Annotated in this window: 21 protein-coding genes and 1 pseudogene; 13 read left to right on the top strand and 9 right to left on the bottom strand. The window is 71.6% G+C overall.

The features are described 5' to 3' along the window. Positions 1-281: 281 nt before the first annotated feature. The 3 genes and pseudogenes from leuA to PS467_RS14710 form a co-directional block, all read left to right on the top strand. Positions 282-2,075 (top strand): 2-isopropylmalate synthase, encoded by a 1,794-nt coding sequence (gene leuA / locus PS467_RS14720; RefSeq protein ID WP_311035671.1) that lies wholly within the window; start codon positions 282-284, stop codon positions 2,073-2,075. Positions 2,076-2,359: 284 nt separating this feature from the next. Continuing rightward, the gene (locus PS467_RS14715) at positions 2,360-3,073 is read left to right on the top strand and encodes a TerB family tellurite resistance protein (protein WP_268971957.1); all 714 of its coding nucleotides are present in this window, start codon (positions 2,360-2,362) and stop codon (positions 3,071-3,073) included. A 530-nt stretch (positions 3,074-3,603) separates the two neighbouring features. Next, positions 3,604-3,930 (top strand): annotated as a pseudogene (locus PS467_RS14710) (response regulator transcription factor); the annotation flags it as partial. Between the two features lie 68 nt (positions 3,931-3,998). Here the strand turns inward: PS467_RS14710 and PS467_RS14705 are convergent. Both PS467_RS14705 and PS467_RS14700 read right to left on the bottom strand, forming a co-directional pair. Beyond that, positions 3,999-5,081, bottom strand: coding sequence for a glycoside hydrolase family 18 protein (locus tag PS467_RS14705; RefSeq protein ID WP_311039855.1), 1,083 nt, complete (start codon positions 5,079-5,081; stop codon positions 3,999-4,001). A gap of 57 nt (positions 5,082-5,138) precedes the next feature. Continuing rightward, positions 5,139-5,780, bottom strand: a complete 642-nt coding sequence (locus PS467_RS14700) for a GNAT family N-acetyltransferase (RefSeq protein ID WP_311039854.1) — start codon at positions 5,778-5,780, stop codon at positions 5,139-5,141. A gap of 151 nt (positions 5,781-5,931) precedes the next feature. Between PS467_RS14700 and PS467_RS14695 the strand changes: the two genes are divergently transcribed. Further along, the gene (locus tag PS467_RS14695) at positions 5,932-6,447 is read left to right on the top strand and encodes a GNAT family N-acetyltransferase (protein ID WP_311035670.1); all 516 of its coding nucleotides are present in this window, start codon (positions 5,932-5,934) and stop codon (positions 6,445-6,447) included. Positions 6,448-6,477: 30 nt separating this feature from the next. On the opposite strand, the gene PS467_RS14690 is transcribed toward PS467_RS14695, so the two are convergent. Together PS467_RS14690 and PS467_RS14685 are read right to left on the bottom strand one after the other, a co-directional pair. Continuing rightward, entirely contained in the window at positions 6,478-6,765 is a 288-nt protein-coding gene (locus PS467_RS14690) for a hypothetical protein (RefSeq protein ID WP_311035669.1), read from the bottom strand. Next, positions 6,762-8,114: a S8 family peptidase gene (locus PS467_RS14685; RefSeq protein ID WP_311035668.1), complete on the bottom strand. Its 1,353-nt coding sequence runs from the start codon at positions 8,112-8,114 to the stop codon at positions 6,762-6,764. Before PS467_RS14685 ends, PS467_RS14690 begins: the two co-directional genes overlap by 4 nt. Positions 8,115-8,463: 349 nt before the next feature. Here PS467_RS14685 and PS467_RS14680 point away from each other — a divergent pair, with 349 nt between their 5' ends. Next, positions 8,464-8,871, top strand: coding sequence for a YndA family protein (locus tag PS467_RS14680; protein WP_311035667.1), 408 nt, complete (start codon positions 8,464-8,466; stop codon positions 8,869-8,871). 90 nt (positions 8,872-8,961) lie between these two features. On the opposite strand, the gene PS467_RS14675 is transcribed toward PS467_RS14680, so the two are convergent. Then, positions 8,962-9,435: a carboxymuconolactone decarboxylase family protein gene (locus PS467_RS14675; protein ID WP_311035666.1), complete on the bottom strand. Its 474-nt coding sequence runs from the start codon at positions 9,433-9,435 to the stop codon at positions 8,962-8,964. Between the two features lie 216 nt (positions 9,436-9,651). Between PS467_RS14675 and PS467_RS14670 the strand changes: the two genes are divergently transcribed. From PS467_RS14670 to PS467_RS14655, 4 genes are read left to right on the top strand one after another with little or no spacing between them, the layout of a single operon-like run. Next, on the top strand, positions 9,652-11,382 hold the full coding sequence (locus PS467_RS14670) for a WXG100-like domain-containing protein (RefSeq protein WP_311035665.1): 1,731 nt from the start codon (positions 9,652-9,654) through the stop codon (positions 11,380-11,382). 37 nt (positions 11,383-11,419) lie between these two features. Next, positions 11,420-11,896 carry an SUKH-3 domain-containing protein gene (locus tag PS467_RS14665; protein WP_311035664.1) on the top strand — a complete coding sequence of 159 codons (477 nt, stop codon included), beginning with the start codon at positions 11,420-11,422 and terminating at the stop codon, positions 11,894-11,896. Next, the gene (locus PS467_RS14660) at positions 11,889-12,278 is read left to right on the top strand and encodes a YwqJ-related putative deaminase (RefSeq protein WP_311035663.1); all 390 of its coding nucleotides are present in this window, start codon (positions 11,889-11,891) and stop codon (positions 12,276-12,278) included. Before PS467_RS14665 ends, PS467_RS14660 begins: the two co-directional genes overlap by 8 nt. Beyond that, entirely contained in the window at positions 12,275-13,216 is a 942-nt protein-coding gene (locus tag PS467_RS14655) for an SUKH-3 domain-containing protein (protein WP_311035662.1), read from the top strand. Before PS467_RS14660 ends, PS467_RS14655 begins: the two co-directional genes overlap by 4 nt. Here PS467_RS14655 and PS467_RS14650 read toward each other — a convergent pair. Continuing rightward, positions 13,179-14,246 (bottom strand): amidohydrolase family protein, encoded by a 1,068-nt coding sequence (locus PS467_RS14650; protein ID WP_311035661.1) that lies wholly within the window; start codon positions 14,244-14,246, stop codon positions 13,179-13,181. The two genes, PS467_RS14655 and PS467_RS14650, sit on opposite strands and share 38 nt — an antisense overlap. 8 nt (positions 14,247-14,254) lie before the next feature. After that, positions 14,255-14,977, bottom strand: a complete 723-nt coding sequence (locus PS467_RS14645) for an SDR family NAD(P)-dependent oxidoreductase (protein WP_311035660.1) — start codon at positions 14,975-14,977, stop codon at positions 14,255-14,257. A gap of 141 nt (positions 14,978-15,118) precedes the next feature. On the opposite strand from PS467_RS14645, the gene PS467_RS14640 reads away from it, so the two are divergent. Continuing rightward, positions 15,119-16,144, top strand: coding sequence for an Lrp/AsnC family transcriptional regulator (locus PS467_RS14640; protein ID WP_311035659.1), 1,026 nt, complete (start codon positions 15,119-15,121; stop codon positions 16,142-16,144). Between the two features lie 27 nt (positions 16,145-16,171). Here PS467_RS14640 and PS467_RS14635 read toward each other — a convergent pair whose 3' ends face one another. After that, positions 16,172-16,405 (bottom strand): hypothetical protein, encoded by a 234-nt coding sequence (locus PS467_RS14635; protein WP_311035658.1) that lies wholly within the window; start codon positions 16,403-16,405, stop codon positions 16,172-16,174. Between the two features lies 1 nt (position 16,406). After that, positions 16,407-18,659 carry a hypothetical protein gene (locus tag PS467_RS14630; RefSeq protein ID WP_311035657.1) on the bottom strand — a complete coding sequence of 751 codons (2,253 nt, stop codon included), beginning with the start codon at positions 18,657-18,659 and terminating at the stop codon, positions 16,407-16,409. A gap of 259 nt (positions 18,660-18,918) precedes the next feature. Between PS467_RS14630 and PS467_RS14625 the strand changes: the two genes are divergently transcribed. The 3 genes from PS467_RS14625 to PS467_RS14615 are packed head-to-tail and all read left to right on the top strand — an operon-like array spanning position 18,919 to position 22,309. Further along, the gene (locus PS467_RS14625; RefSeq protein ID WP_311035656.1) at positions 18,919-19,599 is read left to right on the top strand and encodes a vWA domain-containing protein; all 681 of its coding nucleotides are present in this window, start codon (positions 18,919-18,921) and stop codon (positions 19,597-19,599) included. Between the two features lie 26 nt (positions 19,600-19,625). Then, complete coding sequence (locus PS467_RS14620; RefSeq protein ID WP_311035655.1) at positions 19,626-20,651, top strand: protein phosphatase 2C domain-containing protein; 1,026 nt, start codon at positions 19,626-19,628, stop codon at positions 20,649-20,651. After that, positions 20,648-22,309, top strand: coding sequence for a DUF4189 domain-containing protein (locus PS467_RS14615; protein WP_311035654.1), 1,662 nt, complete (start codon positions 20,648-20,650; stop codon positions 22,307-22,309). Before PS467_RS14620 ends, PS467_RS14615 begins: the two co-directional genes overlap by 4 nt. The last annotated feature ends 141 nt before the right edge of the window (positions 22,310-22,450 follow it).

Below are 22,450 nucleotides of genomic sequence, written 5' to 3'. Positions count from 1 at the left end.
TGAAATCGAGTGGTAGATGTGTATTCTCCCGCGGACCATGTATCGGTCCGCATAGTGATACGGGCCCGCCGTGTCCCGTCCGTCTCGGTTAGGCTGCCTTCCATCATGCGTTTCGGGCTGCTTCTTCTTAGCTGCCGCGGCGAGGGCCTGTAGTCGAAGGCCGACCCCCTCCCCGCGGAGTTCGGCGTTGCGGTGATCACGCCCCGTCGGCCGCCCCAGGACTTCCGTACCAGCGGACCCGTCCAGCGGACAGCGGATTCACACAAGGAGCCCCGCGCACCATGACTCACTCCGATACGCCCGGTCATTCCGAGACCTCCGGTAACGCCGTCGGCCGTCCCACGCCCATCACCGCCGCGACCGTCGCCCAGCGCCCCTCGGGGATGCCGATCCACAAGTACGGCCCGTACGAGGCCGTCGACATCCCGGACCGCACCTGGCCGGACAACCGCATCACCGTCGCCCCGCGCTGGCTCTCCACCGACCTGCGGGACGGCAACCAGGCGCTGATCGACCCGATGTCCCCGGCCCGCAAGCGCGAGATGTTCGACCTGCTGGTACGCATGGGCTACAAGGAGATCGAGGTCGGCTTCCCCTCCTCCGGCCAGACCGACTTCGACTTCGTACGGTCGATCATCGAGGAGGGCGCGATCCCGGAGGACGTGACGATCTCCGTCCTCACTCAGGCGCGCGAGGAGCTGATCGAGCGCACCATCGAGTCGCTGCGCGGGGCGCACAAGGCCACCGTGCACCTCTACAACGCCACCGCCCCCACCTTCCGCCGGGTCGTCTTCCGCGGCACCCGGGAGCAGGTCAAGCAGATCGCGGTGGACGGCACCCGGCTGGTGATGGAGTACGCCGACAAGATCCTCGGTGATGAGACGGTCTTCGGCTACCAGTACAGCCCGGAGATCTTCACCGACACCGAGCTGGACTTCGCGCTGGAGGTCTGCGAGGGCGTCATGGACGTCTGGCAGCCCGAGGCGGGCCGCGAGATCATCCTGAACCTGCCGGCCACCGTCGAGCGCTCGACCCCCTCGACCCACGCGGACCGCTTCGAGTGGATGTCGCGCCATCTGTCCCGGCGCGAGCACATCTGCCTGTCGGTGCACCCGCACAACGACCGCGGCACCGCCGTCGCCGCCGCCGAGCTGGCGATCATGGCCGGGGCGGACCGGATCGAGGGCTGCCTGTTCGGGCAGGGCGAGCGCACCGGCAATGTGGACCTGGTGACGCTGGGCATGAACCTGTTCTCCCAGGGCGTCGACCCGCAGATCGACTTCTCGCAGATCGACGAGATCCGCCGCACCGCCGAGTACTGCAACCAGATGGAGGTCCACCCGCGCCACCCCTACGCGGGCGATCTGGTCTACACCGCCTTCTCCGGCTCCCACCAGGACGCCATCAAGAAGGGGTTCGAGGCGCTGGAGGCGAGCGCCGCCGAGCAGGGCAAGACGGTGGACGACATCGAGTGGGCGGTTCCGTACCTGCCCATCGACCCCAAGGACGTCGGCCGCTCCTACGAGGCCGTGATCCGGGTGAACTCCCAGTCCGGCAAGGGCGGGATCGCCTATGTCCTGAAGAACGACCACAACCTGGACCTGCCGCGCAGGATGCAGATCGAGTTCTCCAAGACGATTCAGGCCAAGACCGACGCCGAGGGCGGCGAGGTCACCCCGGACCAGATCTGGGCGGTCTTCCGGGACGAGTACCTGCCGACCGAGGACAACCGGTGGGGCCGGATCGCGCTGCGCAGCGCGCAGACGTCCACCACCAGCGAGGGCACCGACGCGCTCACCGTCGAGGCGGTCGTGGACGGTGCCGAGACCGTGCTGACCGGCACCGGCAACGGCCCGCTGGCGGCCTTCTTCGACGCCCTGGCCGCGATCGGCGTGGACGTACGGCTGCTGGACTACTCCGAGCACACCCTGAGCGAGGGCGCCGCCGCCCAGGCCGCCGCGTACATCGAATGCGCGATCGACGGGCAGGTGCTGTGGGGCGTCGGGATCGACGCCAACATCGTGCGGGCCTCCCTCAAGGCGGTCGTCTCCGCGGTGAACCGGGCGCGCAGGTGACCCTTCGGCGGCGCGGCTGATCCCGCGGTGTACGGGTGATCCCGCTGCTGTACAGGTGATCCCGCCGTTGCGCAGGTGATCCTTCGGCCGCGCGGCCGGTCTCTCACCGGACGGGTCCGTCACCCCGTTGACCCGTCACCCACATGGGCCCCGTTCACCGCATGAGGTGGGCGGGGCCTCGGGTTTGGCCTGTTGTCTCCGTTCGGGGTACTGACGCCACATCATGGATGTGGCTAGCATCACGTCAACGCGGCAACGTGGCCGAAGCGTTATGGAGGTGTGACGTGGTGCACCGGCGAGCCCGCCGTGACCGGGACCTGTGTGTGGTAGGCGTACGCACTCTGTGGCGGACCGTCGGCGATGGCGAATTCTTCTGCCCCGAGTGCGGAGGCGACCGGAACTACCGCCGCCGCACCGGCCGCCGCCGCATCGTGGTGCTCGGCCTGCCGCTGCTGCCGCGCGGCCCGGCCGCGCCCATCGTCGAATGCGCGGCCTGCGGCAGCCGCCACGGCACGGACGTGCTCGACCACCCGACCACCACCCGCTTCTCCGCGATGCTCCGCGACGCGGTGCACACCGTGGCCCTCGCGGTCCTCGCCGCGGGCGGCACCGAATCGGCGGCGGTCCGGCAGGTCGCGGTCGGCGCGGTGCGCGCCGCCGGGTTCGCCGACTGCGGCGAGGAGCAGCTGCTCGCGCTCATCGAGGCGCTCGCCGCCGACACCGGGCGGCTGCCGGGCGCGGGCAGCGGTGAGCGCGACGGTCTGGACCCGTGCGGTACGGCGCTCGCCATCGAGCTGCACGAGTCCCTGGAGCCGCTGGCCCCGCATCTGGCTCCGGCCGGCCGGGAGGCCATCCTGCTCCAGGGCGCCCGGATCGCCGTGGCCGACGGCGCGTACCGCCCGGCCGAGCGCGCGGTCCTGGAGACCGTCGGCCGGGCCCTGATGATCTGCCCCGACGACACGGCCCGGCTGCTCGCCGCCACCAGGGCGGCCTTCTGATCCGGCGGCCGGCCCGCGTCCGTACTCCCCGGGGAGTGATCGCGCCCCTCCCGCCCCCGGCGCAGTAGTCGCCATCTCCGCCGTCGGCGCGACGTATCGACCCTCCGGCGCCGGAAGCCTGGGGGCATGCAGACGACATCGTCACGGAATCCGAGCGATCCCCATCGACCGGGCGCGTCACCGCCCGCCGCGACCGGCCGGAGCGGCGCCGCTCGCTGCCCTGGGCGGTCCTCGCGGGCTGGGCGCTGCTGCTCCTCGTCGCCGTCCCCTTCGCGGGCGAGCTCGACGGCGCCAAACGGGACACGGCCGTCGACTACCTCCCGGCGGGCGCCGACTCCACCCAGGTGGCCCGGCTCCAGGAGCGGCTGCCCGGTGGCGACACCATCGACCTCGTCCTCGTCCACCACCGCGACGGCGGGCTGACCGACGCCGACCGTAAGGCGGCCGGCGGGCAGGTCGCCGAGGTCGCGGAACACCATGACCTGGTGGGCGGCACGGCACCGCGCGGCGTCCCGTCCCGGGACGGCACGACCCGGACCGTGGCGGTGGGGGAGTCCCTGCTCTCGCCCGGCCCCACCGCCCGCCTCATCGCCCGAGCCCTGCGCCTGCCGGACGCCCCGCCGCCCGGCGCCCCCGCCCCCGCCGCGCCGGCCGTGCTCTCCGAGAGCGAACGCCAGGTGCTCGCCCTCGTCGCCCGCGGCCTGAACAACGCCGAGGCCGCCCAGGCCCTCGGCCCCTCACCGCTCACCACCAAGACCCACGTGAGCCGCATCATGGGCAAGCTCGGCGCCCGGGACCGCGCCCAACTGGTCATCGCCGCCTATGAGACCGGCCTGGTCACCCCGTCCCGCTCCTGACCGGCCGGCGCCCCTGACCGGCCCGGTCAGGGTCCCGGCCCGGTCGGGGGCCAGGGGCGCCGGGCCGGTCAGCCCGCCGCGCGTTCGCCCCAGCCCTCCCGGTACGCCGCCCAGTCGTCGTCCGTCGCCGCGAAGTCCACGTACAGCGCCACCCCGAAGCGCTCACGGTGGCGGTCCTCGCGGCCGAGGCCGAGGCGGGCACCCCGGACGGCCGCCGGGACCGTCTCGGCCCAGGCGTGCCGGCCGAGGTTGTTGGTGTGGTAGCCGGGGAGGCCCATCAGGAGATCCGTGGTCGGCGGGGTGGCCTCGAGCGCGAGGCGCGTCTGCTGGGCCACATAGCCGCCGTAGAGGCGCTCCAGCGGCATCGAGGTGTCGTACGACATGACCGCGATCTGGTCGACCCGCCGGGCCACCTGCCCGAAGTACGACTGCGACCACCACTTCGGGTGGCCGGTGAGGAAGCCCGCGACCGAGTGCAGGGCGGGCAGCGGGTCGATCTGGTGGGCCGCGACCGACAGCGGGGCGTGGCGGGCCCGGGTGAGGGTGTGCAGCGCGTCGAGGAGGGCGAGGTAGGCGCGGTCCCCGGAGTGCAGCGGCTCCAGGTCGAAGTGGACGCCGTCGAACCCCGCGTCCAGCACCTGCCGCGCCGAGGCCACGATCCGCGTGCGGTTGTCGCGGTCGGCCAGGCTGAGCCCGGTCGGGCCCTCGGTGTCCAGGACGTCGCCGAGCCACGCCTGGACGCGGACGCCGGGCAGGTCCCGGTGCACCGCCTTCAGCAGCCACCCCGCTTTCGGGTAGCGCCCTTCGGGCAGGGTGCCGTCGTGCTCCAACGGGCCCGCGTGGACGTACAGATCGCGGATCCCGGTGTCGCGCACCCGCCGCACCAGCGCTGTGAGCTCGGCCTCGCCGTTGCGGCCGTCCACCCAGGCGTGGCCCAGCCACACCGCGTCCCGGCCCCGGGTGCGGGTATCGGGCCCGGGGTCGCCCGCGTACAGCAGCCGCAGCGAGATCCCGGCGGCCAGCACGGCGATCAGCAGACATCCCGCCAGACCGGTCACGACGCGTTGGGCGATGCCTTTGGGCCGACGCAGCCGGGGGTGCGACCAGCCGCGTACGAGGGTGCCGCGCGCCCGCCGCAGGGCGGAAGCCATGGCCAGGACTATCCGGGGTGTCGTCACGGGGGGAGCGTAGCCAGTGGGCTTCGGCCGTTACGCGCCGAACAGCGCGCGGCACGGCTCCAATCCGGCCACCTCGACCGGGACGGTGCGGTGCTCCGCCCAGGCCGCGCGGTCCAGCCGCAGCCGCTGAATGGTGCGGGCCTCGCCCCGCACGGCGACCACGGACAGCCCGTCGGGGCGGTAGCCGAGCCGCCGGGAGACCCCGAGCGAGCGGCCGTTCTCCACCATCGCGCCCGAGGTCAGCGACCGCGCGCCCAGGCCCTCGAACGCCAGGTGCGCCACCGCCGCCCGCATCTCGGTGCCCAGGCCCTTGCCCTGGTGGGCGGTGCCCAGCCAGGAGCCGGTCTCGGCCTCCCGGGTGATCGCGTACGCGGTCGCGGTCAGGTCCTGCCGCCCGATCACCGCCCCCTCGTGCAGCACCGCGAGGCTCAGCGTCCACCGCTCCGGGCGCCACTCGGCGATCGTGCGCAGCAGATGCTGGAAGGTGGCGCGTCCGCGCTCCTTCGGGGGCGCGTCGGTCCAGGGGACGCTGAAGGGCATCTCGGCCGGGTCGTGCACCCCGTCCGCCGCGACGGCGGCGAGCGCGTCGAGCCGGGGGAGGTCGGGGAGCCGCAGCTCCAGGCGTGGGGTACGCAGGCGAAGCCCGTACAGGGGCCAGTGATGGGGGTCCATGACGGGAGGCTGCCGGACGTACAGCGCCGCGTCGAGCCAATTACGGCCCGGTGCGTCCACCGTCTTACGGCCCGGTGCGTCCACCGTCCGCACCGCGTGGTGCTGAACAATTCGGTTGCCGCCGCGCCGGGCCGGACCGCATCCTGACCCGATGTTCATCCGACGAGAGATCCACTCCGACACCGCCGCGGTCCGCGCCGTCACCACGGCCGCGTTCGCGAAGTCGGACACCGAGGTTCCGGTGGAGTCCACGCTGCTGGACGAACTCCGCTCCAGCGACGCCTGGTTGCCCGGTCTGTCGTTCGTCGCCACCGGCGACCGTGGCGAGGTGATCGGACATGTCGTGTGCACCCGTGGCCATGTCGGCTCCGAGCTGGCCCTGGGTCTCGGCCCGCTCAGTGTGCACCCCGCCCACCAGCGTCGCGGCGTCGGCCTCGCGCTCGTCCACGCGGTGCTCGGCGCCGCGGACGCTTTCGGCGAATCGCTGGTCGCCCTGCTCGGCAACCCCGCCTACTACGGACGGTTCGGCTTCCGCCCGTCGGCCGAGTACGGCATCACGGCCCCGGATCCGGCCTGGGGCGAGTACTTCCAGGTCCGGACCCTGACCGCCTATCAGCCCACGCTCAAGGGGCCGTTCGCCTACGCCGAACCGTTCGACCGGGTCTGAGCGCCCGCGCGGAGAAAACGGCAGAGCCCGTCACTGGATCGGTGAGTCGGGCGGGGGGAGCCGGACGATCCGTTCCCGGTCCACCGACTCGACGCCGTCCACCGCCTCCAGCACCGGAATCCGGTCCTCGGCGATGGTCCCGGACAGCGAGCCGAGCACCGGCTGCTCACCGGTGACCGTCAGCCCGACCCCGCGCGCGGCCGCCACGACCTCGGCGAACCGGTCCGGGTCGACGGAGAGGATGACTCCGACCGGCCCGGACCGCGACGCTCCGCCCACCGGGCCCCCGCTCGCGGGGTCCTCGCTCGCGGGCTTCACGGCGCCTGGAGCAGGCCCGAGCCGATGTCCGCCGCCGGTTGCGGCAGCGGATGGGCCCCGGACCGCAGACGGGTGCTGAGGTCGGCCGCCGACGCCTCCGGATGCGCCTGGGCGAGCAGCGTGACGACACCGGCGGCATGCGGTGTCGCCATACTCGTGCCGCTCATCGTCTGGTACGTCCCGCCGGGCGCGGCCGAGAAGATGTCGACACCGGGCGCCGCGATATCGATCTCCCCGCCCGCGCCGTTGATGGCGCCGCAGGAGAAGAACGCGGTCCCCAGGTCCTTGCCGAGCGCCGCCACCGCCAGGATGGACGGGCAGTTGGCGGGCCGCCCCACCGGCGCCACGAAACCGGGCCGCCGGCTCTCGTTGCCCGCCGCGGCCACGATCACGGTGCCGCGCCGCAGGGCGCGCCGCGCCACGTTCTCGTAGGTCTGCGGGAACAGCTCGCCCGGCTCCACCGGGGCCCCGAGCGACATGGAGATCACCCGGGCGCCCTGGGAGACCGCCCAGGCCATGCCCGCCAGGATCTCGCCGTCGGAGCCCATGCCCTGGTCGCTGAGCACCTTGCCGGCCAGCACCCGGGCCTCACCGGCCACGCCGTACCGCGGCGCGTGCTGGGGCTGGGCCGGACCGGCCACCGTGCCGATGCAGTGGGTGCCGTGGCCGTGGCCGTCCTCGACACCGGCACCGGACACGAAGGAGGCCGTCGCCTCGACGCATCCGGTCAGATCCGGATGGTCGGTGTCCACCCCGGTGTCGAGCACGGCGACCTTCACCCCGCTGCCCGTCAGATGCGACCAGTTGGCGCGGATTCCCTGGAGCCCCCAGGTGACGTTCTGCTCGTCCCAGGCCGGTCCCAGCGAGGTGGCGAGCTCAGCCCGGGTGTGCCGGGTCACCTCGTCGTCATCGCTGCGGTACGTCGGGAAGAACCCGGTCAGCGTGCGCTGCGGCTCCGTGATCACCGACGCGTACACCACACGCTCCGGCTCCGTGGCGATGATCGCCGGCTCCGCCTCCGCCGTGGTCACCAGCGCATGGCGCTGGTCGGGCTGCACATCGACGACGGCGACGCCGAGTTCGTCGAGGACCACCGACACATCGGACCGCCGCAGCAGCTCGGCGGCGGCGCCGGGGTCCGCCCCGCGGACCCGTTCCACGGCCGCGATCCCGACGGACGAGCGCAGCGCGTCCATACCGCGCTCGGGTTCCTGCTGGTCGAGCAGGACCACATAGCGTCCGGTGTACTCGGTCGTCGTCTGCTTCCCGAGCGGAATGCCGGGCCGCTCCGGCCGGTCCCCGTTCGGGCCCTTACCCATGGGCCCCATGGGCCCAGGTCCGTTCGTCATTGCCTTCTCCGCTTCCTTCGCGCGTTCAGTGCGCTCCCCCCACCGGGACTCCCCCCACCCGGATCGCGGACCCGCGCCACCGCGCGGACAGCCAAGGCCCCAAGGACGACGGTCCGGTGCTTGCCCGCAACCGGCGCGGTCCTCTTCGTCTTCTTCAGCCCACCCCCGTGTGCCCCCGGTTCCACCGTCACCCCGCGCGCGGGGGCCCGCAACCCGGGGGGAGGTGCGCCCGGAACCGGTCACTCACGCAACGGAACCGGACAATGCGCCGAAGCACCTCTTCCCGGCAACTTTTCTCCCATGAGATGGTCAAATCCCTTGACGCGCAGCCGAACCACGGGGGAACACCATGACCAGGACACGCGGTTTGACACTCGCGGGCATCGCGGCCGCCGCGACCCTGGGACTCGCCGTCCCCGCGTCGGCCACGACCGCCGACGTGCCGCCCAGCTGGGACTACGTCACGTCCACGAAGTTCTTCGAGATCGCCGGCGTCTACTACAGCTACAACGCCGAGTCGCACGGCGGCGAATTCCACGCCTGCATCCACACCAGCTTGACCGGCCAGGCGCAGTACGCCCTCTACGAATCCGACCCGGACAGCTCCCACGAGCGGATCGGGAGCATCCGCACCCAGACGGCCGGCGGCTGCGAGACCTGGAACGTCAGCGCCTACGTCGACGGCAGCAACAACAGGGCAGAGCTGTACATCGCCACCAACGACCCGTGGGCGTACAAGGTGGACTTCTACGACTGAGGCGCCGCGCGCCGCTCCAGCGCCTCACGGGGCCGCCGGTGCCATCGCGCCTCCGCGATGGCCCCGGCGGCCCCGGCGGGGCACTCCTCGTCAGCCGAGCTGACCGGGCTGGTAGCCGCCGGCCGGCTGCTGGACGATGACGTTCAGGCGGTTGAAGGCGTTGATGATGGCGATGAGCGACACCAGAGCGGCCAGCTGCTCCTCGTCGTAGTGCTTGGCGGCGTTCGCCCACGCCTCGTCCGTGACCCCACCGGCCGCGTCGGCGATGCGGGTGCCCTGCTCCGCCAGCTCCAGCGCGGCGCGCTCGGCGTCGGTGAAGACGGTGGCCTCCCGCCAGGTGGCGATCAGGTTGAGGCGCACCGAGGTCTCCCCGGCGTGCGCGGCCTCCTTGGTGTGCATGTCGGTGCAGAAGCCGCAGCCGTTGATCTGGCTGGCGCGGATCTTCACCAGCTCCTGTGTCGCGGCCGGCAGCGCCGAGTCCGCGAACACCTTGCCCGCCGAGACGAGGTGCTTCACGAATGTGGTCGCGAGCGGGCTGTCGAAGAGGTTCAGGCGAGCGTCCATGGTGGGCTCCTATGCGGTTGCTTGCTGCTGGTTACACCTCACTGACGGAATGGCTCGGCGGAATGTGACAGGGGTGGGTGTGACCTGCGTCTCTCCTTGTGCATGTATATCTCAACGACTCTGTCACAGCAGGTCACAGCACAGGTGGAGACCTGACACGCCCCCGTAAGCTGGTTCGGGCTCACTGGGCCCGGAACGTCACTGGGGGGTGCAGATATGGGCGTCGTGCTGCCTGACGAGTTGGCCTTCGTGCTCGATCTGATCGGCGTGAGCTGGCCGAACGTGGACGAGGACGACTACCGCGACATGGCCGACGCGCTGCGTACGTTCGCGGACGACGTGGACACCGGGCGCGGGGACACCAACACGGCCCTGAACCGATTGATCTCGACCAACCGCGGCGAGATGGCCGATGCCATCGACGCGCACATGCGAAAGCTCAACGCGGAACATCTGCACAATCTGGCCGAGGCCGGGCGGCTGTTGGCCGGTGGGCTGGACGGGGCGGCGATCCTCGTCGAGGGCGCCAAAGGCGCCGCGATCGTCCAACTCGGCATCCTGGCGGCGGAGGTGGCGGCGGCGCAGGCCGCGGCCCCCTTCACCTTGGGTCTGTCGGAACTCGGGGCAGTGGCCGGCGTGGCGACCACGCGCACGATCGTCAAACGCCTCCTGAGGGAGGCCGCGGAGTATGCGGCCGAGGAGCTGCTGGCCGTCGCCACCGGCCCGGTGTTCGCCGCGTTGGGGGCCATGACGACCGATCTCATCGTGCAGGTCGCCGCCGATGGCGCGGGCATCCAGGACGGTATCGATCTCGGCCAGACGGCGCAGGCGGGCAAGGACGGCATGCAGCTGGCGAGCGCCGGGGGCGGGGGACTGGTGCTCGCGGGGGTCGGCGGCGGGGGAGCGGGCGGAGGCGTGGGTGACCTCGTCTTCGACGACCACGAACACGGGCTGTTCGCCTCGCGGGTGTACGACCATTCGAAGCACCTCGACGAGAAGGGCAGCGCCCACCTCCGGCGCGGTCGTACGGCCTTGGGCAGGACCAAGGGCCGCGGCTCGCTGGCGCAAGCGATCGAGGGGGTCGTCGAGGAGGCGATGACGTCTCTGGGAGATGCGCACGGAAAGCTGCGGACGCATCTGAACAAGGTCGGAGACGGGCTGGTCAAGGCCGGTGAGGGCCAGAAGACGCAGAACCAGAAGACGCGCGACAGCTTCCAGAAGGAACGCGGGTCGCACTCCGGTGAGCCGCCGGCGAACGGAGGCGGCGGCGGAGGCCAACCGCCCGGTGGCGGCGGCAACGGCTCAGGCGGCGGTCAGAACTGGCACGGCCGCACGGCTCGGCAGACACGGCACCATCGGCTGGACACGCGGGACGTGCGTCATCTGTCTCCCGAAGCCCAGCGGCGCGAGCTCGAGGCGGAGTCGCAGCGGCTGGCGAACGAGGCGCAGAAAAAGCGACCGGACAGCGAGAAGGGTGTGGCGCCGATCGGCAAGAGCCGCGTCAACTCGGGGTGTGCGGGCAGTCTGCTGCACAATGGCGAGATCACGGCCCACACCAGCATGCAGCGGATGAAGATATCCAAGAACTTGACGGGGGATGCCAGAGACCAGGCGGTGGCCGCGCAGACACCGGACCTCCACCCGGCTGTGCGTGACCTCTACCAGCAGATCGCGGATTCCGGGGAGCGGACGGGGCGAGGTCACGGTCAGTGTGCCGAGGTCGCCCTCATTTCGGACCGTTTGCATCAGATGGATCCGACCGGACAATCGATCAGAACCGTCGAAGACGCGCGAAACGCTCTTTCCGGAGCGGTGATCGATACCCGTTCCATCGGGGAGCAGGTTGATCCGGACACCGGAGACGTCATACCGCACGGAGACTTTCTGCCGGCATGTCACTCGTGCCGGCATGCCCTGCCGGCCCTCGGTATCACTACCACCCACTAGACCGGCTCAGAAACAGAGAGACAGGAAGCACTACCTCATGCCTCGTCGGCTCACCCACGAAGAGATCGAAGAACGACTGCGCGCGGCAGGCTGGCACCCGGGACGAGATGTCGGGGAGGACGTGGGCGAACTCATGGAGTCCGCCGCTGCCGAACTGCGCTCCCATGGGTACTCCGTCAGCCCGTTCCCGGCTGCCACCGACTTTCTCCGGGAGTTCGCTTTTCTCGATCTCGAATCTCCTGGTGCGCCTCCGCAGGAACACTGCGTATTCGAGGTGCGATTCGTCGACGCGATCAGGGCCGAGCAGATTGCGGAGCTGTCCGAGCTGCTGGAGCAGCCGTTGTTTCCGGTGGCTTTCGAACGGATGGAGCGGGGCACCGCCGTCATGGATCCGCTCGGCAGGGTCTTCTACACTCACTGGTCGGGATATTATTACCTGGGTGAGGAGCGGGACGATGTGCTGAACAGTCTCCTGACCGGAGATCAGTCCGATGCGGAGGAATTCTATGTCTGACATCGATCTCGGCGTTTCGTCGAGCCTGCTGATCCAGGGTCATATCTTCAGCCAGACCAATCTCTCCGGCGAAGGAACCCCCGACCTCCACCCCGCCGTGACGGATTTCTTCACCGCCCTTCCCCACGCACTTCGTGAGCCTTTCATCGGCTACTGCGCCGAATCCGCGTTGATCTCGGACCAGCTGTGGTCGCTCGACGAGGGCCGCTCGGACGGGCGCTGGACCGGGCTCGACGAGGCCGGTCCGCACTTCGCCGGAGCCGTGATCGTGTCCAAGCTGATCCGTGAAGAGGGCGACCCCGAGCACGGCCGCACGACCACACCGTGCCGTTCCTGCACCGCTCTCCTGGAGCGTCTCGGTGTGGAGATCATGCGGCCGTGACCGGAAGAGGCAACGAGGCGCTGGTCGCCGCGGGGTGGCAACCGGGAAGGGACGCCGGGAACCGGGCGCTCCTGGGGATTCTCGAGACGACCAGCACGGTGGCCGTCGACGGGGTCACCGCCTGGCAGACCTTCCCCGCCGCGGAGCGCGCGCTGCGGGAGTTCCACGGGCTCGCCGTGACCCCGGCAGGGCCCGGCGCCGACGTCGCCGCGACGGGGTGCGTGGTCGATCCGACCCTGGGGCGCCATGCCCTGCGCACCTTCGCGGCGTTCCAGGAGGGGCTCGGGCACCGGCTGTTCCCGTTCGGCCGCACCGACGCCGACGCCCTGCTGGCGGTGGACGACGAAGGCCGGCTCTTCGCCGTCGACCACAGCGGCTGGTGGCTGCTGGGCGAGTCCGTGGCCGAGGGGCTGGTGTCACTGGCCGAGGGACGGGCACCCCAGCGCGTGACGTCATGGAGCCGGGACCGGGAGCTCGTCCGGACGGCGGAGGACGTCGTCACCGACCTGGTGAAGACCGCCTTGGTGCTCGCCTACGTACTGCACCGCCACGGGCTCCTGGTGACGCGTGCCATACGGGCCCGTGCCGTCGGTTTCCGGGGCTTCGGCGGGGTCTACCTGGACCGCGAGTTCCGGCTGCGGCGCAAGACACTGGAGGCCAACGCGGCCCCGCTGGCGGACGACATCGGGCAGGCACTCGGGCCGGCGCCCCTGGACACCACCGAGGTGCGTCTGGAGTTGCGCCCGGCCGGTTCCGGGGCGAAGCGGCCCGCCATCGGCTGTTCGCTGGCCGTGGGCGGACAGCGCGTCGGCGGAATCCCGGTCCAGGGCATCCTCGTACAGCTGACGGCCCGTGCGGGATTCATGCTCGACGCGGACCGCAGGCGCGCCGTGGACGACGCTACGGCGGAGGTGGAGCGCTACGCCGCGACCCGGTGAGGGAGCCGATCGGCGCTGTCCCGCCGTCCGGGCCGGACGACGACGGTTCCAGGCGGAAGAGCGCCTGGGCGTTGGCGTACGCGATCTTGTGCTGGTCCTCGCGGTCGGGGAGCGTCCCGAGGAAGTCGGCGAGCGTCGCGGTGTCGAGACGGTGGAAGGGATAGTCGCCCGAGAGCAGGATCCGGTCGACGCTGGTGAAGTCCAGCGCGTGCCGCAGCAAACGGGGGGTGAGCATGCCGCTGGTCGCGATGTGGACGTTGGTCCGGACATACTCGGCGACACGACGATCGAGGCCGGTCGCGACGTTCGAGAGGCTGTCGACCCGGTCGAGGGCGAACAGCAGCATCTCGCCCCAGTGCCCCAGCACGATCTGGAGATCCGGGTGCCGGTCGAACGTGCCGCGCAGGATCAGGCGGAGCGCCGCGAGTCCCGCCTCCATGTGCCAGCCCCAGCCGAAGGTGGCCAGCGCGAGCTCGACGGTGGGGTCGAACCCGCGGTAGGAGGCGTCCCTGACCGCGTTCGGCGGGATCTGGGGATGGATGAACACCGGCCGTCGCAGGGCGGCGGCGGTCGCGAGCAACTCGTCGTAGGCGGGATCGTCCAGCGGGCGGTCGCCGCTGCGGCCGTAGGACATGATCCCGACATGAGCGGGCGCGTTCGCGGTGCGCTCGAGCTCGGTCACGGCGGCGTCCGGATCCGACATCGGCAACGTCGTCATCGCCCGCAGACGCGTCGGGTAGCGGCTGACGGCCTCGCCGGCGCGGTCGTTCGCCTCGCGGCTCAGCGCGATGGCCTCACGGGCCGGGAGTCCGTGGGTCCCCGGCGGGGCGATCGAGAGGATCTGAAGGTCGACCCCCGCCGCGTCCATCGCCGCGATACGTCGCTCGCCGATGTCGAGCAGCCGCTCGGGGATGTCCCCACTGTCGTTCAACGCCACGCTCTCGTCGCGCGACGGTACCGGCCGCGCCCGGAGCGCCCGGTCGATGCCGTCGGTGGTCCAGTGCTCCTCGATGGCGATGACGTTCCTCATGCTCCGGTTCACCACGGCACGGTCTGACCGAAACGGTCCAGATACTCGAGACCGGGCTTCCCCAGCCTCGACAGCAGGACGTCCACCACCCGCGGGACGGCCTCTTCCATGGTGTAGGGCGCGTCCGGCCCGCCCAGGGCCGTACGGATCCAGCCAGGTGCCATGAGGACGAAGGCGCGCTGGGTCTCGGACTGCCGGACCGAGAAGCTGCGCATGAACATGTTCAAGGCCGCTTTACTGCCCCGGTAGACCTCGCGCGATCCGGACGTGTTGTTCGTGATGCTGCCTTGTCCGGAGGACATCACCCCGATGAGTCCCGTCGGAGACACGAGGTCTTCGAGTGTTTCGATGACGCGCATGGGGCTGAGCGCGTTGGTGACCATCACGTCGATGAAATCGGCCGTCGGAACCGCACCGATCGGCGCCTGTTCATGGCTCGTGGTCCCCGCGTTGACGAAAAGCACGTCGAGTTCTCGTGAACCGAGACGCTCGTGCAGGGGCGCCAGCTGATCGGGCTCGTTGATGTCGAGGTGCTCGACGGAGACGCGCCCGTCGGAGCGGTCCGCGAGATCGTGCAAGAGGGTCCGGGCCGTGGCGTCCCGGACCGTTCCGATGACGTTCCATCCCCGGTCGAAAAGTTCGGCCGCCATCGCGTGGCCGAGACCGCGCGACGCCCCGACGATGAGAGCGGTCGGCGGGTGCCGGTCCGCGTCGGTTTCCGTTGATGACACTTCGGGTCATCCTCCTTCTTCGAACATTCGAACGATGGCGAGCTCGCACCGAGCTGCCTCGTGGGAGTCTTGCCGTTACGCCGCCTCCGGGGCACGTCCACAGGGCAGATTTGTACGATTGCCCGCATGACAAGCGCGTCCATGACCGAATCCGGCGCTGTGCAGCCTGATGATGTGCGTCTCATTCGGGCACTCCAGGTCGCTCCGCGGGCCTCGTTCGCCTCGATCGCGGACGCGCTCGGCCTTACCGAGGGCGCCGTCGGCCGCCGTTATCGCCGGCTGCGCGCCGATGGCGTCATCCGCGTCGCCGGCGTCGTCGACCCGGGGGCGCTGGGGCAGAGCAAGTGGCTGGTGCGGCTGCGCTGCCGCCCCGGCAGTGCGGCGGCGATCGCCGACGCACTCGCGAAGCGCGACGATGTCAACTGGGTGGCCCTCGGCGCCGCGGGCTCCGAAGTCACCTGCGCGGTCCGGTCGCGGACTCCGGAACAGCGCGACGACCTGCTCGGCCAGCGGCTTCCGCGCACCGCGGCGGTCCTCGACATCAACGCGTCGGTGATGCTCCGTCAGTTCCTCGGCGGCCGCGGCCATTATTGGGCCGCACTGCGCGGCGCGCTGACCCCGCAGCAGGAAGCGCTCCTCGGGAACGACGAAGCCCCTTTCACGGAGTCCCCGATCGTCGCGCGCGATCCGGTGCGCCTCACCCCCGGGGACGAGAAGATGCTCGACGTCCTCGCCGCGGACGGTCGTGCCAGCCTCGTCGATCTCGCCGCGGCGGCGGACCTCACGCCTGGACGCGCATCACGCCGCCTGCACGCCTTGATCCTGCGCCGCGTCGTCCACATCGACGTCGAGATCGCCGCGGCGGCACTGGGCTACCACGCTCAGGCCCACCTCTGGCTCCGCGTGCACCCGTCGGCGGTCAAAAGCGTCGGACGCGCACTCGCGCGGGAACCCGAGATCGCCTTCGCGGCGGCCGTCTCCGGGCCCGACAACATCCACGCCGTCGCGCACTGCCGGGATCTCGATGACCTGTTCGAATTCACATCGGACCGCATCGGGTCCTTGCCCGGCCTCCAGAGCCTGGCGGTCTCTCCGCTGTTCCAGCAGATCAAGCAGGCCGGCACGCTTCTGTCCGGTGACCGTCTCGCCGGGCGCCGGGGCCGGTGAACCGGGCACCGGGCTCACGGCGCCGCCCTACAGCGGGATGACGCTGCGCAGGTACTCGGACGTGAGGCCGCCCTCGTACCAGCCGCCGATGTCCTGCATCTGCCGCACCGACAGGTCGAACGCCAGCCGGTACTCGTTCAGCGTGACGAGCGACCTCTCCTGGAACTCCGCGTGGTGCTCACGCATGTACTCGGCGATCTGCACGATGTCGAGCCCCGCCCCGGCCAGCCGGCGGAGCTCCGCGACCCACTCCCCGGGCACGCTACGGCCTCCGGTAGAGCGCCGACACGGCCGCGTATCCGCCGTCCGCGGCCGGAATGGCGCGCGTGATCCGCACGCCGGTGAAGCCGTACTCGGCCGCCCGCTTTCCGGTCCAGGTCTGTCGGGCGGCGCTCTTCAGGGGCACGCCGTCGGCCACCGCCTTGTTGAAGGCGGCCAGGTTGTCGCCGTACGACCAGTTTCCCTCGATGCTCCGCACCCGGTCACCGAAGTGCTTCATGATCATTTGAAACATCTGCTTTCCGGAGATGGTGGATCCTTTCAGCCGGTCTATACCGAGCGTCAGCTTGCCTTGCCTGTCCAGCAGGGCGAGCGCCATGGACCCGCTTTCCGGGTGGGAAATGGTAATGGACCCGTCGTCGCGGCTGACCGTGACGCCGGCGGGCAGCCCGGCGCAGCCAGGGGCCGAGCGCGCCGCGATGACGAACACGGCCGGCAGCGCCGCCCGCCTGCCCGCCAAGGAGGCCACGACGGAGGTGCCGCGGGCGCCGGTGGTGCGGCAGTCGCCGCCCTGCCGGTCCTGCCGCACCTGCCCGACCAGCCGGTCCACCTCGGCCGTGGCGAGGGCTGCCGCGTCGACCAAGGTCCTGGCCGTGTAGGGGAAGCTGTACGGAACGGGTTGCCCGCCGGAGGCCTGGGACTCCGCCTCCGCCTGCGCCCGGTACTTGGCGTCGACGGCGGCGTAGATGGGACCGGCGCCGGGGGCGGAGCAGGACAGGGTCCCCGTCACCGTTCTGCCGGTGATCGGGAAGGATCTGCGCGAGCTGCTGCACGTGCCGGCGTCCTGCCCGTCGATGGCGATGGACGCGTCCATGCTGGCCGTGACGCTGCCGCCGGTGAGCCGGGTGCGGGCGTCCGTGGTCAGGGTGCCGGTGAACTGCTGGTGGACCGAGCAGCCCGAGCTGCCGCAGCTGATGTTGCCGTCGGTGTCCAGCGTGAACGTGACCCCGGCGTCCACCGCGTCGGCGAGCTGCCGGGTGCCCGTCTCCAGGGCGTCGTACATCCGGTCGGCCTGCTCGTCGGAGAGCGGGGCGAGATCCACGCCCGCCGAGTCGGTGCCCGGCAGGGGCCCCGTGCTCACCTGTGAGGGGCCGGACGATGCCGGGGCGTACAGAGTGAGCTGGCTGCGCGCGCCGGACGATGCCGGGGCGTACAGAGTGAGCTGGCTGCGCGCGCCGGACGGCTGTCCGCCGGACGGCCGGTGCGGCTCCAGGCGGAGCACCCGGTACGGCGCGTCCTTGGCCACCAGCAGGCTGCCGGCGGGGGTGTCGGCGCGCAGGGCGGGCACCCCGTCCACGGACTCGGGCGTCGACCGCGGGTCGTCGGGGTCCGGCAGGCTGTCGGTGCGGTCCAGCGCGATCCACAGCTGGGCGGCCAGTTCACCGGGCGACGTGAACCGGTCGAGTGCGCCGGTCGACACCGCGTCCTGCGGAGCGCCGACGGTCCAGCGCCGGCCTTCGTCTTGTCGCGTGCCGTCCCCGGCGTCCGACGGGGTGGCGTTCCCCTTGGTGTAGGTCTTGCCGTCGACCCGGAGCACGTCCTGCGGGTCCGTGGCCGAGCCGGTGGTGCCGTACAGGTTCCCGCCCTGGGACACCGTGATGTCGCGGCTCTGTGAGCCGTCGGCGGAGGTGTCCTTGTACCGCAGGCCCCGGGCCGCCGCCAGATTGGCCAGCGCCCGGTTGAAGGGCTCCCGGTGCGCGATGGACCGCGTGGCCGGCCGGTGGTCGTCGTCCGATGGCGGCAGGAAGATCAGCAGTCCCGCGACGAGGGCCGCGACCGCGCAGAAGACCACGATCGCCGCGGTGCGCAGGCCCGCGCGGCGCCGGAGTGCGGCGAGGGCCGCCGCCGCGGCGGCCGGGCGGTGGCTGCCGCCTTGGGGCGAGACGGATGAGGCGGCGGGAGAGGAAGTGGGGGCGGGGGTGGGGGTGGGGGTTGGCGTGGTGGTGGGCTTCGGCGCACTGCCGGACCACGTCGAGGTCCCTGCGCCGCGGGTCCGGGCCGGATCCGGCGTGCGGGACGGGGGCCGCGCCGAGGACGGCGGCGGCGCCGTTGGCGCCTGCTTGCCCGAAGACGGCTGCCCGCCCGAGGAAGGCTGCCCGCCCGAAGGTGGCGGCTGCTGTGCCGGGTCCGGTGGCGGTGCCGGCTGTCCCAGCGGCGGTGGCACGGCTCGGGGGGTCTGCTGCCAGGTGGGCAGTTGAGGCTTGCCGGATGTGTTCTGCCAGTAGTGGTCGCCCACGGTGACTCCCCCAAGTCGCTTCCGCCCGTGCTCGCGCTTTGGCAAGATACGGCATCACATCGCTTATCAGTAAGGGCACTTGTGACGGGCCTTCACGGCAGCGACGCCCCGGCACACCGAGAGCACGCTCTCCGGTTGCCGGCGGAGTCCGCACGGGAGACCCCGTGACGCCGGTTGCCGGCGGGCGGACATCGGCCGTCGCGGCACCGGTGCGGTGTCATGCATAGGACACAAATACAAACGGGGGAGACGGATCCGTATGGCGGAGACGAGGGGTGTACTGCTGCCGGCGTACGTGCTGGCGGATGAGTCGGCTTCGATGGGGCCGTACACGGCGGAGTTGTCCAACGGCCTGATCTCGCTGTGCGAGGGGCTGCGGGCCGAGCCGATGATCGCGGCCAAGCTGCGGCTGGCGGTGCTTGGTTTCTCGGATGACGTGCAGGTGCGCCTGGCCATCGCCGACATGCGCACCGAGACGAGCCTGCCCCAGGTGGCGATCCGGGGTCTGACCAGCTACCAGGCGGCTTTCGATGATCTGCTGGACCGGATTCCGGCGGATGTGCAGTGGCTGCGTGGCGAGGGGTACAAGGTGCACCGGCCGGTGGTGTTCTTCCTCAGCGACGGCCAGCCCACCGATGGCAACAGCTGGCGGAAGCCGCACGCCACCTTGACCGACAGGTCGCTGACGCCGACCGCGCCCAACATCGTCGCCTGCGGGATCGGGGACGCCCAGGCCCGCACCATGGTGGAGGTGGCGACCCGCCCGGAGTTCGCGTTCGTCGCCCGGCCCGGGACCGACATCGGCCAGGCGGTCGCGGAGTTCTTCCACGCGCTGACCGCGAGCCTGGTCGCCTCGGGCCAGGCGCTGAACTCGGGCAACCCGCAACTCGTGGTGAACCGGCCGGACCAGTTCACCATGGCGATCGACGAGGTCGGGTAGTGAGCGCGCCGTACGGGGGCCGAGAAGTGAACGCACCACACGAGGAGGGCGCCGCCCCGGTGGCGCCGGTCCGGCCCGCGCCTGCGGGGCAGACGTCCTGGCAGACGCCCTGGCAGCGGATCGAGGTGGGTACGCCCGGTCCGGAATTCGAGGCGAAGGCACCGGGGCAGTACGCCTTCGACTTCCCGGACAGCGAGTGCGACGGCTGGTCGACGGCCGGGCCCGCAGGGCTCACCCTGCGTTCCGCCTCGGTGCGCGGCGCCAAACACCGCTACTACCGCCAGCCCCGGCAGGATGCCGCGCGGGCCGCCGTGCACGAGTCCACCGGCGGTATCGCGTTCGCCGTCGCGGACGGTGTCTCCAGCGCCACCAGCTCCGAGTTCGGTGCCCTCGAAGCGTGCCGGGCCGTCCTGGAACGCATGCTGTACCTGCTGTCCGGACAGCCCGGACAGCCCGGACAGCAGGTACAGCCCGGACAGCCCGTACAGCTGCCCGCACGACAGGGCCCGCTGGACTTCCAGGACGTCGCCCGCCACGCCGCCGAACGGCTGCGGCAGCTCGCACAGTGGCGGCTCGGCGGTCAGGAACCCACGGTGAGCGACGTGGCGGCGCTCTACGCGACGACGCTCGTGGCCGGGACGGTGCTGCCCGACCCCGCCGGTCCGCTCGTGGAGCTCTTCCGGATCGGGGACTCCGGTGCGTGGCTGCTGGACACCTCGACGGGCCGCTATGAGCCGCTGTTCGGCCTGAAGTCCGATGCGGACACCGTGGTGGTGTCGAACGTGGTCACACCGCTGCCCAGCGTGCCCGACCAGTTGGAGCGCACCACCGCGCGGCTGACCCCGGGCCGGGTGCTGCTGGTGGCCACCGACGGTTTCGGTGATCCGCTCGGCGACGGCGACGGACAGGTCGGCGCGCTGTTCGCGAGCCAGCTGGCCGTCCCGCCCGCCCCGCTGTGGCTGGCGCATCTGCTGGACTTCTCCCGGGAGACCTTCGACGACGACCGGTCCCTGTTGGCCGTCTGGCCCCGTACGACGGGAGGCGCGTCATGACGCCGCCGTCCGCCTCCGTGGTCGAGCACGGCACGCTCAGCCTGGGCCCCCAGCTCGGGCAGGGCGGCCAGGGCACGGTGTACAAGGTCCTCAACAAGAGGATCAACGAGGCCGACGGCGGCGGCTGGGAGGTGGTGTACAAGGAGTACGGCGCCGCCGTGCTGCCCGACCTCGACGCCACCGCGCTGACGGCGAGCGTGGCGCTGCTCGGCGAGCTGAGCGCGGCCGACGGCCAGTGGCTGTGCGAACGGACCGCGTGGCCCGCGGCCGTGGTCCGGCGCCAGGGGGAGATCCGCGGGTTCCTCATGCGCGCGGTGCCCGACCGCTTCTGGTTCACCTTACGGAGCCTGGCGGGCACGAACGGCGGCACACAACGGCTCGCGAACCTGGAGTACCTGCTCAACGACGACAACTACGTCGCCGGCATCGGCCTGACCATCAGCGACCGGCACCGGCTGCTGATCCTGGCCGACCTGGCCCAGGTCCTCGACCGGCTGCACCGCATCGGTGTCTCGGTCGGCGACCTGTCCCCGAAGAACCTGCTGTTCACCACCGATCCGCAGCCGGAGGTCTTCCTCATCGACTGCGACGCGGCGCGGCTGCGGGGCCGCACGGTGCTGCCGCAGGCCGAGACGCCCGACTGGCAGGTCCCGGCGGGCGAGGTGAAGGCGACCCGCGCGAGCGACGTCTACAAGCTCGCCCTGCTCGCGATCCGGATCTTCGCCCGCGACCAGACCACCACCGACCCCGCCGCGCTGGCCGCGATCGACCCGGCGCTCGGCGACCTGGCCCGCGCCAGCCTCGACCCCGACCCGGCCCGTCGGCCGACGCCCGCCCAATGGGCCGAACGCCTCGCGGCGGCCCGCCACAAGACGTCGACCACCCCTGCCCAGGCCACCGCGCCGGGCGGACCGACCCCCCTGGTGTCACGGCTCGTCCGCCCCGGCGCGGGAGGCGGCGGCGGATCGGGCGGCGGGGGCCCGGCGGGGAACCCCTTCACCACGGGCGCGGGCACCACCGGCCCGAGGGCCAAGCCGTCCGCCATGGCCGGCACCATCGCCGCCGCCGTCGCGGTGATCCTGGTGCTGGTCCTCGCGAACACGCACGGCTCGTCGGACGACGACAGCTCCGCCGGCGCGCCCCTGACCTCCTCGTCCAGCCCCTCCTACCCGGACTACACCTCGGACCCGACGGACACCGAGACGGACTACTACACCCCGGATCCGGACGAGACCACCGCGGACGACGACAGTTACGACTCGGACTACGACGACACCCCCGAGCCCGATCCCACGACCGAGGCCCCCGACCCCGACCCGACGACCGAGGCCCCCGACCCGGTGACGGAGGCCCCCGAGCCCCCGCCGCGGCCGGACTACTACGGCGCCATCGCGGTGGCGCACGACGGCAGCATGGGCAAGGCCTGGGACTACTCATCCCAGAGCGCCGCCCAGTCGGCCGCCCTGTCCAGGTGCTCCGGCAGCGGCTGCAAGGTCCTGGTGACCTTCGTCAACAGCTGCGGCGCCATCGCCTACAACGACAGCACCAACCAGTATTGGGGCGGTCAGGGCGCCACCGCGACCGAAGCCGAGAACAGCGCCATCTCCCACGCGGGCGGCGGGCGCTGGCTCACCTACGTGTGCACCACGCGGTACTGAGCCGACCGAAGGGGGCGCGGCGGCTATTCCCCGCGCCCCCTCGGCAGGCCGACCGCGGCCCCGGCGACGCGCCGCGTCGCCGAAATCTGTCCGCCCCCGAGCGCGTGCCCCTGGCCCCGCGCCAGGTGGCCGGGGCCAGGG

The organism is Streptomyces luomodiensis (assembly GCF_031679605.1).
Classification (GTDB): Bacteria; Actinomycetota; Actinomycetes; order Streptomycetales; family Streptomycetaceae; genus Streptomyces; species Streptomyces luomodiensis.
The sequence above is the reverse complement of the archived record's forward strand: the minus strand, read 5'-3'. Positions and strand labels throughout refer to the sequence as shown.